This is a genomic window from Asanoa hainanensis, assembly GCF_900188485.1.
Taxonomy (GTDB): Bacteria; Actinomycetota; Actinomycetes; order Mycobacteriales; family Micromonosporaceae; genus Asanoa; species Asanoa hainanensis.
This window is the reverse complement of the sequence record NZ_FZPH01000010.1, coordinates 286,852-300,620: the sequence shown is the minus strand read 5'-3', so window position 1 is coordinate 300,620 and position 13,769 is coordinate 286,852. Positions and strand designations below refer to the sequence as shown.

The following is a 13,769-nucleotide window of genomic DNA, read 5'->3' as shown; positions in this document are numbered from 1 at the left end:
GTAGAAGTTTCTCTCAAATGAGAGTAACTCCTACATTCGAGAAGCCGTCAAGTCGTAGCGCCTCTCAGTTTCCGCTCAGGCAGGCGACACCCGCGGCGTGTGCCACTGGGGCTGCGAGTCCGGGATCTCGACGATCTGGCGGCCGAGCGGCCAGAACGCGGCCGGCACCAGCTTGAAGTTGGCGATGCCGAACGGGATGCCGATGATCGTCAGGCACTGCGCGACGCCCTGGACGACGTGCGTCAGGGCCAGCCACCAGCCGGCCACGATCGCCCAGATCACGTTGCCGATGTCGCTCGCGACACCTGACGTCGGCCTGGTGACCAGAGTGCGACCGAAGGGCCAGAGTGAGTAGTTGGCCAGGCGCAGCGCGGCGATACCGAACGGAATCGTTACAATCAGCGCGAAACAGATCAGAGCCGCCAGTCCGTAGACCAGGGCCAGCACGATTCCGCTACCGAAGATCAGCCAGAGGACGTTCAGAATAAAGCGGATCATCCTCACATCATGCGCCCCCGACCGCGCCCCTCGGACGTGCATCGGAATATGTACATAGTTCGATGTCGTAGTAGGGTCCGGACATGTCGGATGCACAACCGCCGATCAAACCAGCGTCCACTATGGCGATATTTGCCTTCGACGACGAGGAACGGCCCGCCCGGGTCCTGACCGGCCGGATCGGCTTGGCCGTCGCGGTCGTCGCGTTCGCGGTCGCCGTGCTCGTGCTGGTCCAGGTCTTCCGCCCGTTGCCGCAGGGCAGCCAGTACTACCTGATCATCTTCCTGGCCGGCACGCTGCCGCTGGTCTTCCTCGCGTACCGCAGCGGTTGGCGCGACCGGCTGCACGACCGGCCGACGGTCCTCGACTGGGTGCTCGCCGCGCTGACCCTCGGCGTGTGCCTGTATCCCGTGCTCGGCGGCTACAACGCGTTCCTCGACCGGCAGGGCCTGCTCGAACCCACCGACGTCGCGATGGGCGCGGTGCTGCTCGTGCTCGTGGTGGAGGCGTGCCGGCGCACCACGGGCTGGGTGCTGCCGGTCGTCTGCCTCATGTTCCTGGCGTACGGCTACTACGGCGGGCTGCTGCCGCAGAGCTGGTCGATCGCGCACGCGGGGCTCGACTTCGACCAGATCGTCGACGCGCTCTACAACTCCGGCAGCGGCTTCTACGGCACCCCGCTCGACGTGGCCGCGTCCTACGTCGTGCTGTTCACCATCTACGGCGCCGTGCTCGACCTGTCCGGAGCGGGCCGGTTCTTCGTCAACCTCTCGGTCGCCGCGTTCCGGCGGTCCCGCAGCGCCGCCGGCCGCACCGCGGTGGCGTCCGGTTTCCTGCTCGGCACCGTGTCCGGCTCGGGCACCGCGACCGCGGTCAGCGTCGGCGCGGTCACCTGGCCGATCCTGCGCCGCGCGGGCTACCCGGCGGAACAGGCGGGCGGCATGCTCGCGGCGGCCGGCGTCGGCGCGATCCTGTCACCGCCGACCCTGGGCGCGGCCGCCTTCATCGTGGCCGAATATCTCGAGGTCTCGTACCTGGTCGTGCTGGGCTGGGCGATGATTCCGACGGTCCTCTACTACCTCGGCATCCTGCTCGCGGTCGAGATCGACGCCCGCCGGTTCCGGGTGCGCCCGGTCGACCTGGAGGTGCCGTCGGCGTGGCGGCTGCTGGCCCGCTTCGGCTACCACTTCTCCTCGCTCGTCGTCATCGTCGTGCTGCTCGCCGTCGGCCTGTCCGCGACGAAGGCGGTGGTCTACGCGACCGCGCTCGCGTTCCTGCTGTCGTTCCTGGACCGCCCGAACGCACTCACACCGCGCCGGCTGTTCGAGGCCCTGGCCAACGGCGTACGCGGCGTGCTGCCGGTGGCGGCGGTCTGCGCGGCGGCCGGCATCATCACCGCGATCACCACGAAGACCGGCCTGGGCGCCCAGCTCGCCTCGCTGCTCGTGCGCGCGGCCGAGGCGCTGGCCGACAACCGCACCGTGGTGCTGGCCCTGACCGTGGTGCTCGCGGCGGTGGCGCTCGCGCTGCTCGGCCTCGCGGTGCCGGTGACGGCCTCGTTCATCATCGGCTGGGTCATCATCGGCCCGGCGCTGCTGGCCCTCGACGTGCCGGCCCCGGCCGCGGCGATGTTCGTCTTCTACTACTCGGTGCTCTCCGAGGTCACCCCGCCGACCGCACTGGCGGCGGTGGGCGCGGCCGCGATCACCGGCGGGCGCACGGTGCCCACGATGTGGCAGGCACTGAAGTACGCCCTGCCGGCGTTCCTGGTGCCGATCGCGTTCGTGCTGACCGGGCCGGGTGAATACCTGCTGGCCCGGGGACCCTGGCTGGGCATCGTGTGGACCACGGTGGCCGCCTGCGTCGCCGTCGCGGCCCTGGCCGTCGCCTCCGGCGGCTGGCTGCTCGGCGTCGGCCGGGCCACCACGGTCCCGCGGGTGCTGGCCGGGCTCGCCGGCCTGCTGCTGCTCTACCTGCACCCGATCTCGATCAGCGTCGCGGCCGCCCTACTGCTCGGCACCGTCGCGCTGGTCGCCTGGCAGCGACGGGCCGACACAGGCTCTGCTTCCACCGACGAATCACCGGCCGAGCCGGCCCCTCTCGAAAAGGAGTCCACATGAGATGCGTATGGTCCGCCACCCTCGCCCTCGGCCTCGGTGTCGCGTTGGCCGGCTGTGGTGGGCGGCAGGACGTCGCCGGCACCGACACCGGCGGCGACGTGAGCTGCGAGGTCACCACGGACACCCGGATCGGGATCGCGACCGGCAACTCGACCGGCGTCTATTTCGCGCTCGGCAACGCGTACGCGGAGCAACTCGCCGCCGCGACCAACCAGAAGGTGAAGGGCACCGCGGCCGAGACCGGCGCGTCCGTGCAGAACATCCAGCAGCTCGTGGGCGGCACGTACCAGGTGGCTTTCTCGTTGGCCGACACCGCCGCCGACGCCGTGCAGGGCAAGGGCAGCTTCACCGCGCCGCAGCCGATCCAGGCGCTGTCGCGGATCTACACCAACTACACCCAGGTCGTCGCGCGCAAGGACGCCGGCATCACCAGCGTCGCCGACATGCGTGGCAAGGCGGTCTCCACCGGCTCGCCGAAGTCCGGCACCGAGGTCATCGCCAACCGGCTGCTCCAGTCGGCCGGCCTCGACCCGGCCAAGGACGTCAAGGCACAGCGGCTCGACCTCCAGAAGACCGTCGACGGCATGAAGGACGGCTCGATCGACGCGATGTTCTGGTCGGGCGGGCTGCCGACGCCGGGCATCACCGACCTGTTCACCACCAGCGGCGACCAGGTGGCGTTCGTCGACATCACCCCGCTGCTGCCGAAGATGAACGAGGTCAGTCCGGCGTACGAGGCGGGCGCGATCCCGGCGGCCACCTACGCCCTGGCGGCCGACGCGAAGACCATCGTGGTGCCGAACCTGCTGCTGGTGAAGGACGACCTGGACGCCAACGTCGCCTGCGTGCTGACCAAGGCCCTCTTCGACCGCAAGCCGCAACTCGAACAGGCCAACGCGGCGGCCAAGGAGATCAGCCTCGAAACGGCCCGCCAGACGGACCCGGTCACCCTGCACCGCGGAGCCGACAAGGCCCTGACCGACCTGGGTGCTCCCGCCTAGGCGGTCGCGCCGGTGCCCGCCAGGAAGCCGAAGACGCCGTCCGGGTCGTACGCCCGGACGGCGTCGCGCAGCCGGTCGGCGTTGCCCCCGAAGTAGGCGCGCGCCGGGTTGTCGAGCAACGGGTCCGGGAAGTTCGCGTAGACGCCGCCGGTGCCGGCCGGGTGGGTCAGCTGCCACGACCGGTCGAGCCAGTCCCGGGCCGCCACCCGGTCGTCCGCCTCGGCCTCGGCCGCCACCGCCGCACTCTGCTTGAGCAGGAACCGCTCGGAGCGGTGCGGGAACGCCGTGGCGCTGGGCGCGACCCGGTTGTAGGCGCCGGCCCACGGCGTGAAGTCCAGCTCGCGCTCCTCCCCCGGCCGCCGGTCGGTGGTCAGCAGCGCGACGAGCGCCTCGAGGGTCTCGCCGTCGAGCGGACGGGCGAAGAACTCCGATCGGCTGTACGCGTGCGCGTCCGCCCGACGCGGCACCCCGTGCACGTCGAGATCGGCCAGCACCCGCTTCGTCTCCCGGTGCGGCGCGCGCTGGTGGGTCTGCGTCGCGGCCGGCTCGCCGACCCGGTCGACGAACTCCTCGAGCAGCGCGACGTCGGCCTCCTCGGTGCCGTGCGCCGCGCCGAAGAAGCTGGTGACCGGCATCAGAGCCGGGTCGGCCGGGGTGGACACCACCAGGCTGGCGGCCATCGTGTCGGGCGCGGCCGGCGCCCACAGCTGCCACGCGGCCAGCACGGCCGGCAGGTGCTCCGGCTCCCAGGTGAAGTGGAACGAGGTCATCGCCGGCGCCGGGACCGACGCGAACACCAGCGAGGTGACTACGCCGATCGTGCCGTTGCCGCCGCCGCGCAGCGCCCAGAACAGCTCGGGCTCGAGCTCGTCGTCGCAGTCGACGATGCGGCCGTCACCGAGCACCACCCGGGCCGCGCGCAGCGCGTCACTGGTCAGCCCGTGGGCGCGGCCGAGCACTCCGAGCCCGCCGCCGAGGGTGAGGCCGGCGACGCCGACCGCCGGCCCGCAACCGGCGGGGATGGTCACCCCGGCCGGGGCAAGCGTGTCGTAGATCGGACCGAGCCGAGCGCCGGCGCCGACCCGCACGAGCCGGTCGGGGCGGTCTCCGTTGCCGTTGCTCGCGCCCTCCACGAGGGACACTCCGTCGATCCGGCTCAGGTCGAGCACCATGCCCTCGGTCGACGAGCCGCCCTCGAAGGCGTGCCCGCCACCGCGCACCGCGAACGGCAACCCGGCCGAGCGGGCGAAGGCGAGCGCGACCGCCACGTCGGCGTCGGCCGCGCACTGCACCACGGCCTGCGGTCGCACGTGGTGGAAGCGGGCGATCGCGGGCCGGCGGACCGCCTCGTAACCGGCATCCGCGGGCAGCACCACCTCGCCCCGAATGTGGTTGCGCAACGCCGACCAGTCGGGCTCCACGGTCACCTCCGGATGCGGCGGCCCGTCAACTCAGCAGGGCCAGGGCGACTTTCACGGGTAGCTTTTCGATGAGTGCATCGAAGGTGGTCTCGCCACGACACCACCGCCGGAACATACGCCAACCAGCCGGGCTCGCCAAGACCGCATGGAACGCCCAGGGGCGCTTGGTAAAAGTCGCCATCAACCGCCGTCCGGCCCGCATTTCGGCACCAAGCGCCGCTTCGATCGCGGCTTCGTAGGCGTCCAGGTCGCCGCTGCCGGCGTGCCGGCCGGCGATCGCGCCCGACCGTGTCGCAAAGCTGATTCCCTCGCGGGTCCACGGTTCGAGCAACCCGGCGGCGTCACCCGCGACGATCACCCGGCCTTTCCGCAGAGGTGAGTCGGGCGCGCGTACCCGGGTCAGATGCCCGGAGTCCTCGATCGGGGTGATCCCACCGAGCCCGAACCGGTCGACGAGCGCCTTCAGGTAGATCTTGGTCCGGTCGCCACTGCCGCGCGCGGCGATGACGCCGACCGTCAGCGTGTCGTCCTTCGGGAAGACCCAGCCGTACGAGCCGGGAATCGGACCCCAGTCGAGCAGCACCCGGCCGCGCCACTGTGGACGGAGGTCCGTCGGGATCGGCACCTCGACCTCGAGGCCGAGGTCCACCTGGCTGTAGTCGACGCCGACGTGCCGCGCGGTGACCCCGGAGGATCCGTCGGCACCGACCACGGTCCGCGCGGACACCTCGGAACCGTCGGCCAGGCGCAGGCGTACGCCAGCGGAGTCCTGGTCGATGCCCCGCACTCCGACGCCCTGCCGCACCTCGGCGCCCGCGTCGGCCGCTGCGGCCCGCAACTGGTCGTCGAACTCCGCGCGCCGCACCATCGCGAGCACCGGCCCGTCGACCGAGGTGCGGACGAACTCCCGCCGCCCGTCGAGGGTGACCGCCATCGTCTCGGTGCGGTCCGCGGCCGGGATCGCGATGCGCCCCTCCACCTGGCCGATGCTGGTGCCGATCAGGCCACCGCCGCAGGTCTTGTAACGCGGGTGCACCGCCTTCTCGACGACCAGCGTGCGGGCGCCGGCCCGGGCCGCCTCGTACGCGGCCGAGAGGCCGGCCGGGCCGCCGCCGATGATCGCCACGTCCCACGCCGTCATGATCGAAAATTCTAACCGGCCGTCGCCCGGGCGATCCGCGCGCCGACCCGCCGCAGGTGGTCGACCAGCTCGACGGGCTCGTGCACGGTGAAGTCGCAGCCGAGCGAGGTCAGCCGGAAGGCCAGCCAGTCGACCGTGTCGTCCGGGCTGATCCATCGACAGGAGTGCGCGTCCAGCGGCTCCAGGGTGCCGGCGGCGTCGCCGAGCCGGCTGGCCGCCTGCTCCGCCGAAAGCTGGATGATCGCCGATGCCGCGTACACGGGCGCGAGGTCGTGAAGCTGGCTCGTCACGAACGCGGCAGCGTCGTCGACCGGAAGCTCGCGCGGCGGCACGCGCACCCCCGTGGACTTGGTGTTGTCGATCCGATCGGCGCGAAACGTACGCCAGTCGTGGCGCTCGTTGTCGTAGCCGACCAGGTACCAGCGGCGCCCGGTCATCACCAGCCGGTGCGGCTCGACGAGCCGCTGGGTGGGAATGCCGTCCTGGTCGCGGTAGTCGAAGTTGACCCGCTCGTTGCTGGCCGCCGCGGCCGCCAGCGCGGTGAGCTGCTCGGGGTCGACCAACGCGGTGTCGGCGGGCGCGGTCGCGGCGGTCAACACGCCGACGCGTTGCCGCAACCGGGTGGGCAACACCTGCTGAAGCTTGGCCAGCGCCCGCACGGACGCGTCGGCGATGCCGGCAACGGGCTGGCGCGCGGTGGTCCGCAGCCCGACGGCGATCGCCACGGCCTCGTCGTCGTCGAGCAGCAGGGGTGGCATGGCGGCGCCGGCGGCGAGCCGGTAACCACCGCCGGCCCCCATAGTGGCCTCGACCGGGTAGCCAAGCTCGCGCAGCCGCTCGATGTCGCGGCGCACGGTGCGCTGACTGACGCCGAGGCGTGCGGCGAGCTCGCTCCCGGGCCACTCGCGCGGCATCTGGAGCAGGGACAACAGGCGGAGTAGTCGACCTGGCGTGTCCGTCACGGCACTCATCATGCCCTATGAACTAGGACCGTGGCTGACCTAGTTTGCTTCTAGCGTGGAACGCATGACAAATGTCGTACCTGAGGGTTATCACACAATCACCCCTTGGCTCATCAACCGCGAGGCTGGAAATCTCATCGATTTCCTCCTAGAGGTCTTCGAGGGCGAAGAAATCGGCCGCCTGGAGACGGACGGCGTCATCGCCCACGCGGAGATCCGCATCGGAGACTCGGTGGTGATGCTCTTCGACAGCCGCCCCCACTGGCCGGCCACGCCAGGCTTCCTACGGTTCTACGTAGCGGACGACGAGTCGGTGCTCCGCCGAGCGCTGAACCGCGGGGCGACGCTGGTGACGAGACCGACGGAACTCTTCTTCGGCGACCGGGTAAGCCGCTTCCGAGACCCGTTCGGAAACCTGTACTGGATCCACCAACACCTGCTCGACGTAACACCGGAACTCGTCGAACAACGCCTGTCAGATCCGAAGTTCATCCAAGCGATGGCGTACGTGTCGGGAGCCGAACTGCTGTAGGCCGTCCCCGTCTGGCCGATGGATCGCGCCGGTGGGGCGTGCGAGCATGCCCCGACTGTTGATCAACGGGGAGTTGCGATGCCCCACCTCGCAGGGCGCCGTCCGGGGAGCGTTTCTCAAGCGAGGCGGCGCGCACGGCCTGTTGGCGGCGGTGAGACGTCATGGTGACGGGACCCAACTCTCGGGTGCGGAGTTCATCTACGCCAACGGCCGGGTAGCCGGTGGCAGGACCATCGTCGTCAGGCTCGACGACTATGCCGAGGATTTCTATAGCTGACACACGATCTCGGTCCACCTCAACCTCACGGTCACCGCACAGTCCAGTGCGGCTACCTGACCACACACAATCCGGTGCGCCCCGCCCGGCAACGTCGTCGCTCGTCGCGGACGTCTGCGGCTTGACCACCAAGTAGTCACTCGGCTGCTGAACCGCCAAGCGGTCAGCCGACTGCGCGTCCGCGCGGGCCTGGCCTTCCTCCGCGGCTGGCGCCGGGCAGTTCGGGGTGACCAAGATCGTTAAAGTGCTCCGTGCCGGGTCGCTTGCCGTCGCGCCCGGCGGGGAGGAAGACATGGCTCGAGCAGCCGAGGTCGCGCGGTGGACCCACATGTGGGCGGCTGCTGCCGTGCACACCTGCCGGCAGTTGGAGTCAACCTGGGACGATGACGCCCCCGTGGCATCCGTCGGTGCCCGAGATTGCCTTTCCCTCGTGTTGGTCGATGCCATTCGCAACGTCGTTCGTGGCGCCGAAAAAGTGTGCGGACGCGACAGCGAGGCCGTGCGGACATTCGTGGCTGCGCAGCCAACGCTCAAGACCCTCCGGGATCGGTTCGAGCACTTCGACGTCTACGTTGTCGGCAACGGAAATGCCCAGCGGGACAACGGGAAGCCTTTGGACCTGGACGTGCCGAGTGGCGTCCACGTAGCCAGCAGTCACGGCGGTGGAGACCAGGGTCACGTCGTCGTCGTGCGGGCCGCCGAGAAGTCAGGGCCGACGGATTACACGTTCGCCTCGCGCTCCGCGACTGATGCGGCGCGAGTCCTGACCTGGGAGACGCTGCTGGCGGCTGGGCTGCTCGACGAACGTCACGCTAGGTGCGATACGTGCAAGAAACCCAGCCACGCCTAGCCAGGCCCTACTCCTCTGACCAGGCCGGCGCCCTCACCCACCAGCGCGTCACCTACCCCAGCCCGAAGACCGCCAGCGAGTCCGCGCGGTCCTGGCCTTCCTCGGCGGCTGATTTGCTGTGGGCATCGCGTCCCAGCAAGCGAACTGGCTTACTGCCGGGCAGACCACCGCTTCAAGAGGAGTCACAAAGCGTAGCTTGATTGATCCTCATACAGGGAGTCCAAATTAGCCTCTAGGTGACGGACCTGAACGGTGCGCACCAGGGCTGGCGCAATTGTTATCTGTTGTGCGTCGGCATGGCCTGGCTTGTCCCAGTAGCTGTACAACACCTGTCCCGCCTTCTTTGCTTTCACGAGCTCCTGCGCAATGAAGTCAGGCTGATGGCCTACATAGTGTTCAGTTACAGATCCGCTGATGTGCGTCAACCGGAGGAACCCATTGATCGCGCGAAAGGTCGGTTCGACAAGTGGGCCTGTGTTGGGTGCCGCACGGGTAATCGTCTTCGCGGGATCGTTTGGACGCGGCTCCTCGAACACGTCGTGGTCCCGAGCGATCTTGGTGGGGGCGAGCGACAGCAGCAGGCTGGCCATGAACAACTCGGAGTAAGCCCGGACCATGTGTCGCTGCATGAGCCAAGATTACGTCCAGCTGTCACGTCGTTGATCGCTCCAAGCCGATCGCGACGCTCCCGACAGCGCTGCCGTCACTCTTCCGCGCGTGCCTCGAAGACGATGGCCTGTTCTGGTCTTAGGCGGGGCACCTGGAAGCCGACCGTGGCCAGGGCGCGGCCCGTCGCGATCAGGCCATCCCCTGGCAATTCGGCGTCCTCACCCCAGCACCGCGTCACCCGGTAGCGGCGGTCCGGGTGCAGGCCCGGCAGGCGCAACCGGCGTTGCCGCAACTCGGTGGGGTTGTCGAGTTGGGCGTGCACGTAGACCGCAGTCTCGTCCGTGACCACGCCGGCGACGTCTCCGTGCACCGCCACGCCGCTGTGGAGGACGCCGCGCAAGCGCTTGTAGAGTGCCGCCCATTCAGCCAGCAACTCGAGTTCGGCCTCCGTGCAGGTGCTGATGTCCCACTCGATGCCCGCGTGGCCGAACAGGGCCGTTGCGCAGCGGAAGGGTAGGCCTGCGCTGCGGCCTGTTGTGTGGGCCGGGCTCGGGCCTACGTGGCTGCCGATCAGCTCCGGTGGCAGCAGTAGGCCCGTCCAGCGTTGGATCTGTTGCCTGTCCAGGGCGTCGTTCGAGTCCGAGGCCCAGACCCGGTCCGTGCGGGCCAGGATGCCCAGGTCGACCCGGCCGCCGCCCGACGCGCACGACTCGATCTCCAGCGCAGGGTGCTGTGCGCGGAGGCGGTCCAGCAGCGCATAAACAGCCGCGGTCTGGCGGTGCACTCCCGCAACCCCGTCGCGGGCCGCTTCGAGCAGGTCTCGGTTGTGGTCCCACTTCAGGTAGTCGAGCCGGTATTCCGTGACCAGCGCCGAGATCCGGTCGAACAGGTAGTCGGCTACCTCGGGCCGGGCCACGTCGAGCACGTGCTGGTGCCGCGACGGGCGGGGTAGCCGGCCCGGGGTCGACAGGATCCAGTCCGGATGGTCGCGGGCCAGCGCCGAGTCCGGGTTGACCATCTCCGGCTCGAACCAGAGGCCGAACCGCATCCCCAGCGACCGCACGTGGTCGACCAGCGGGTGTAGGCCGGAGGGCCAGACCACCGGGTCCACCGTCCAGTCGCCCAGGCCGGCCGTGTCGTCGCGGCGGCCCGGGAACCAGCCGTCGTCCAGGACGAAACGCTCGACACCCACCCGGGCCGCGAGGTCGGCCAGACCGGTCAGGCGGTCCAGGTCGTGGTCGAAGTAGACCGCTTCCCAGACGTTGAGGGTCAGCGGGCGCGGGCCGGAAGGGTGGCTCGGGCGAGACCGGATCATCCGGTGCAGCCGGTCGCTCAACCCGTCGAGCCCCGAGCCCGACCAGGCGAAATAGGCCGTCGGCGTTGTGTAGGACTCCCCGGGTGCCAGGCGCACCTCGCCCGGCTCCAGCAGCTCGCCGCCGCCCAGGACCGCTGCGGTGCCGGAGATGCGCTCCGCGTACTCCTCGTGTCCGCCGCTCCATCCGATGTGGACCGCCCACGCCTCCGTGAGGCCCGGCGTGCCCGCGACCAACAGCGGCGTCGCGTCGTGGCCCGTGCGGCCGCGGCGGCTCTCGCGGGCGTGCGTGCCGTTGCCCAACGGTCGGCGCTGCGGCACCCGCTCCAGACCCCACCGCCCGGTGAAGTCGAGGACCTCGGTGGCCTGCTCCGGAACGGGCAGCACGGTGCGGAGCGCGGCGACCGTCCAGACGTCTCTGCCGACGTTCGTCAGCGTGTGCCGCAGGTGCACGACACCGTGCGCGTCGAGCCGGAGCTCGCAACGCATCCGCACACCGGCGGTCTCGTCGACCGCTTCGGCGACCACCAGGCCGTCGACAACCGACACCGGGCCGTCGAGCTCAAGCCGCAGATAGGGCCACCGCCCGGACCGGTCGCCCGAGACGCCCGGGCGGCCCGCATAGCCGTCCCACTGCGTCGGCAGGAACGGCAGGCTCCCGACGGGTTGCGTCGGACCGTCGACGGCCGAGGCGACCGCACCGCCCGCGGCGAACACCAGCGCACGCAGCGAAGACTCGTCGAGCGGCCCGGGGTCGGCGCCCCAGTGCACCACCCGCGGCAGCCCGGGGCCGGCGAGATCGAGAATCACGGCCGCGCCCGCGGCGGCCAGCACGACGGGCTCGGTCATCGACATAGCCTACGTTGACTGCCCCGCCACGGCGAGATCGTCGGACGGCCGTTCGTCGGTCGTCGTCACGGCCGTGTCGGTCGGTGCTTGCTGCTTCCGGGCCAGGGCCAGGAAGGGCCAGGCGAAGGCCGAGATGACACCGCTGATGACGTACGACGTCGGGTAGCTCCAGATGTCGGCGGAGCGGCCCAGGATGGGCTGGGCGACCACGCCGCCGGTGGAGTTCATCAGGGAGTCGAAGGACAGGATGGTCGCGCGTTGGCGCGACGGGATCAGGCTGTTGATGAACGCCTGGCGGATCGGGGTGGCCGCCGCCCACAGCAGGCCCCACACCATGATCAGGGTCAGCACCACCCAGAAGCTTCTGATCAGGCCGATCAGCACGACGACCACCACGCTCAGGACCGCGGCGGCCAGCAGGGCCGAGCTGCGGCGCCGGAAGAGGCCGCGGATGCGGCCCGTCAGGAAACCGCCGGTGATCTGGGCCGCGGAGAGCAGGGCGGCGACCAGGCCCGCCACGCCGTAGGCGGTCGGGTCCCCGTACAGCTCCAGCAGGTAGGGCTGCAGTGCGTAGAAGACATAGACGCCCACGCCGCCGACGAACGGGGCCGCTAGCATCAGGTAGCGGACCGTCGGGACTCGCCAGCCGTAGTCGACCGAGTCGCGGACGATGCGGCGGATCTCGGCTATCGGGCGGCCGCCGCGGTCGGGGGTGAAGCCGATGTCGCGCATCACCACCGCCGCGACCACGAACATCACCATCAGGACCCCGGCCCGGGCCACGAACGGGACGCCGAGGTTGGTGAGCTGGGCCAGGTAGCCGCCGCCGACCGAGCCGGCCAGCATCGCCGCTCCGGAGGCCATCTGGGCCCGGCCGAAGACCGCGTCGAGTTGGCCGTCGAAGCCCGTGGCGGTCAGCGCGTCGACCAGCCAGGCCTCCGTGGCGCCCGAGAAGAACGTGAAGCCCAGGCCGAGCAGGGCCGAGACCACCGCCCACTGCCAGAACGGGGCATGCAGGTGCCAGAGCAGCACGTAGAGCGCCGTGGTCACCGCCAGCGTGAGGGTGCCCAGCAGGAACGACGCACGCCGGCCGCGTAGGTCGGCCACGATGCCTGTGGGCACCTCGAAGAGCACCATGCCCGCCGTGAAGAACGCGTTGGCGGCGAACGCCTCGAGGTTGTTAAGGCCCGCGTCGAGCAGGAAGATCGTGTTGATGCCCCAGATCAGCGACGCGGCGAGCGTGTTGCCGACGGTCAGCAGGTAGTAGATCCGCTTGATCGAGGCCGGGGTCGCGGTCACCGCGCACGCTCGGCGCGAACGAGCGTGTCGATGGCGTCGCGCGCACCGTCGACCGGCCGACGCACGGAATCGGCACGCCGGACCACCAGGTCGCCCAGGCTGGCCACCACGCCCGCAGGGGTCCACAGCCGCGCGGGATCCTGCGGACCTCCCGTGCCTGAGGTCAAGTTGGTCGCGTCGTGCCCGACCGCCAAGAACGTGCCGCCGGGAGCGACCGCCGCGGCGGCCCGGCGCAGCACCGGCTCGAACAGGGCCGGCGGAACCTGCAGGTAGGCGATCAGCACCAGGTCGACGACCGGCGGCACATAGTCGGTCAGGTCGGCGTGCACCCAGGAAACCGAAAGCCCGCGTGCGTCTGCCAACTGCCGGCCCTTGTCGAGGGCCACGGCCGAGAAGTCGACGGCGGTCACCCGCCAGCCCAGGCTGGCCAGCCACAGCGCGTTGCGCCCCTCGCCGGCCGCCAGATCGACAGCGGTGCCCGGCGCCAGGCCGGTCAGCTCGTCAGCCACGAACCGATTCGGCGAGGCGCTCCAGACCAGGTCGGTCTCGGCGTATCTGTTGTCCCACCCCTGCGCGTCCATCGCCGCCAAAGCTATCCCCCGGGTCCGACAATTAGCCGTGATCAGAAAGAGAGTGATCGTGACCGGCCGGGTGCAGGGCGTGTTCTTCCGGGACACCTGCCGCCGACAGGCGCTCGCGGCCGGAGTCACCGGCTGGGTCCGCAACCTGCCCGACGGCAGCGTGGAAGCCGCCTTCGAGGGGTCACCGGATGCGGTGGACCGCATGGTGAAATGGACTCGCAACGGGCCGCCCAACGCGGTGGTCTACGACACCACGGTGACCGACGAGCCCCTCCAAGGCGCCACCGATTTCACCGTGCTGCCGACTCCCCGCTGAC

General features: G+C 70.3%; 14 protein-coding genes. 6 read left to right on the top strand and 8 right to left on the bottom strand.

From position 1 onward, the window contains the following. Positions 1 to 75 precede the first annotated feature (75 nt). Positions 76 to 498 (bottom strand): YccF domain-containing protein, encoded by a 423-nt coding sequence (locus CHC05_RS24490; protein ID WP_089252735.1) that lies wholly within the window; start codon positions 496 to 498, stop codon positions 76 to 78. An 83-nt stretch (positions 499 to 581) separates the two neighbouring features. Between CHC05_RS24490 and CHC05_RS24485 the strand changes: the two genes are divergently transcribed. Both CHC05_RS24485 and CHC05_RS24480 read left to right on the top strand, forming a co-directional pair. Continuing rightward, positions 582 to 2,618, top strand: coding sequence for a TRAP transporter permease (locus CHC05_RS24485; RefSeq protein WP_179266347.1), 2,037 nt, complete (start codon positions 582 to 584; stop codon positions 2,616 to 2,618). Beyond that, positions 2,615 to 3,619: a TAXI family TRAP transporter solute-binding subunit gene (locus tag CHC05_RS24480; RefSeq protein WP_089252731.1), complete on the top strand. Its 1,005-nt coding sequence runs from the start codon at positions 2,615 to 2,617 to the stop codon at positions 3,617 to 3,619. Before CHC05_RS24485 ends, CHC05_RS24480 begins: the two co-directional genes overlap by 4 nt. On the opposite strand, the gene CHC05_RS24475 is transcribed toward CHC05_RS24480, so the two are convergent. The 3 genes from CHC05_RS24475 to CHC05_RS24465 are packed head-to-tail and all read right to left on the bottom strand — an operon-like array spanning position 3,616 to position 7,143. Then, positions 3,616 to 5,046: an FAD-binding oxidoreductase gene (locus CHC05_RS24475; protein ID WP_089252729.1), complete on the bottom strand. Its 1,431-nt coding sequence runs from the start codon at positions 5,044 to 5,046 to the stop codon at positions 3,616 to 3,618. The genes CHC05_RS24480 and CHC05_RS24475 overlap by 4 nt on opposite strands. Before the next feature lie 19 nt (positions 5,047 to 5,065). After that, positions 5,066 to 6,181, bottom strand: coding sequence for a geranylgeranyl reductase family protein (locus CHC05_RS24470; RefSeq protein ID WP_089252727.1), 1,116 nt, complete (start codon positions 6,179 to 6,181; stop codon positions 5,066 to 5,068). Between the two features lie 11 nt (positions 6,182 to 6,192). Further along, positions 6,193 to 7,143: a helix-turn-helix transcriptional regulator gene (locus CHC05_RS24465; RefSeq protein ID WP_089252837.1), complete on the bottom strand. Its 951-nt coding sequence runs from the start codon at positions 7,141 to 7,143 to the stop codon at positions 6,193 to 6,195. A 64-nt stretch (positions 7,144 to 7,207) separates the two neighbouring features. On the opposite strand from CHC05_RS24465, the gene CHC05_RS24460 reads away from it, so the two are divergent. The 3 genes from CHC05_RS24460 to CHC05_RS24450 all read left to right on the top strand — a co-directional run bounded on the left by CHC05_RS24460 (position 7,208) and on the right by CHC05_RS24450 (position 8,802). Further along, positions 7,208 to 7,675: a VOC family protein gene (locus CHC05_RS24460; RefSeq protein WP_089252835.1), complete on the top strand. Its 468-nt coding sequence runs from the start codon at positions 7,208 to 7,210 to the stop codon at positions 7,673 to 7,675. 46 nt (positions 7,676 to 7,721) lie between these two features. Further along, on the top strand, positions 7,722 to 7,952 hold the full coding sequence (locus CHC05_RS24455; protein WP_089252725.1) for a hypothetical protein: 231 nt from the start codon (positions 7,722 to 7,724) through the stop codon (positions 7,950 to 7,952). A gap of 226 nt (positions 7,953 to 8,178) precedes the next feature. Beyond that, positions 8,179 to 8,802 carry a hypothetical protein gene (locus CHC05_RS24450; protein ID WP_144022745.1) on the top strand — a complete coding sequence of 208 codons (624 nt, stop codon included), beginning with the start codon at positions 8,179 to 8,181 and terminating at the stop codon, positions 8,800 to 8,802. Between the two features lie 182 nt (positions 8,803 to 8,984). On the opposite strand, the gene CHC05_RS24445 is transcribed toward CHC05_RS24450, so the two are convergent. From CHC05_RS24445 to CHC05_RS24430, 4 genes are all read right to left on the bottom strand, one after another. Next, complete coding sequence (locus CHC05_RS24445) at positions 8,985 to 9,392, bottom strand: hypothetical protein (protein WP_144022744.1); 408 nt, start codon at positions 9,390 to 9,392, stop codon at positions 8,985 to 8,987. A gap of 113 nt (positions 9,393 to 9,505) precedes the next feature. Then, positions 9,506 to 11,572, bottom strand: coding sequence for an alpha-galactosidase (locus CHC05_RS24440; RefSeq protein ID WP_089252833.1), 2,067 nt, complete (start codon positions 11,570 to 11,572; stop codon positions 9,506 to 9,508). Between the two features lie 9 nt (positions 11,573 to 11,581). Beyond that, positions 11,582 to 12,871 (bottom strand): MFS transporter, encoded by a 1,290-nt coding sequence (locus CHC05_RS24435; protein ID WP_089252719.1) that lies wholly within the window; start codon positions 12,869 to 12,871, stop codon positions 11,582 to 11,584. Continuing rightward, positions 12,868 to 13,452, bottom strand: a complete 585-nt coding sequence (locus tag CHC05_RS24430; protein ID WP_089252717.1) for a class I SAM-dependent methyltransferase — start codon at positions 13,450 to 13,452, stop codon at positions 12,868 to 12,870. The genes CHC05_RS24435 and CHC05_RS24430 overlap by 4 nt, the downstream gene beginning before the upstream one ends. Before the next feature lie 58 nt (positions 13,453 to 13,510). Here CHC05_RS24430 and CHC05_RS24425 point away from each other — a divergent pair, with 58 nt between their 5' ends. Further along, positions 13,511 to 13,768 carry an acylphosphatase gene (locus tag CHC05_RS24425; protein ID WP_245871186.1) on the top strand — a complete coding sequence of 86 codons (258 nt, stop codon included), beginning with the start codon at positions 13,511 to 13,513 and terminating at the stop codon, positions 13,766 to 13,768. Position 13,769: the final 1 nt, after the last annotated feature.

Bases quoted from the DNA above. Each gene is read 5' to 3' on its own strand.
- CHC05_RS24470 (WP_089252727.1), bottom strand. From the start codon at position 6,181: ATGACGGCGTGGGACGTGGCGATCATCGGCGGCGGCCCGGCCGGCCTC.
- CHC05_RS24455 (WP_089252725.1), top strand. From the start codon at position 7,722: ATGCCCCGACTGTTGATCAACGGGGAGTTGCGATGCCCCACCTCGCAG.
- CHC05_RS24490 (WP_089252735.1), bottom strand. From the start codon at position 498: ATGATCCGCTTTATTCTGAACGTCCTCTGGCTGATCTTCGGTAGCGGA.
- CHC05_RS24445 (WP_144022744.1), bottom strand. From the start codon at position 9,392: ATGGCCAGCCTGCTGCTGTCGCTCGCCCCCACCAAGATCGCTCGGGAC.
- CHC05_RS24460 (WP_089252835.1), top strand. From the start codon at position 7,208: ATGACAAATGTCGTACCTGAGGGTTATCACACAATCACCCCTTGGCTC.
- CHC05_RS24485 (WP_179266347.1), top strand. From the start codon at position 582: ATGTCGGATGCACAACCGCCGATCAAACCAGCGTCCACTATGGCGATA.
- CHC05_RS24440 (WP_089252833.1), bottom strand. From the start codon at position 11,572: ATGACCGAGCCCGTCGTGCTGGCCGCCGCGGGCGCGGCCGTGATTCTC.
- CHC05_RS24480 (WP_089252731.1), top strand. From the start codon at position 2,615: ATGAGATGCGTATGGTCCGCCACCCTCGCCCTCGGCCTCGGTGTCGCG.
- CHC05_RS24430 (WP_089252717.1), bottom strand. From the start codon at position 13,452: ATGGACGCGCAGGGGTGGGACAACAGATACGCCGAGACCGACCTGGTC.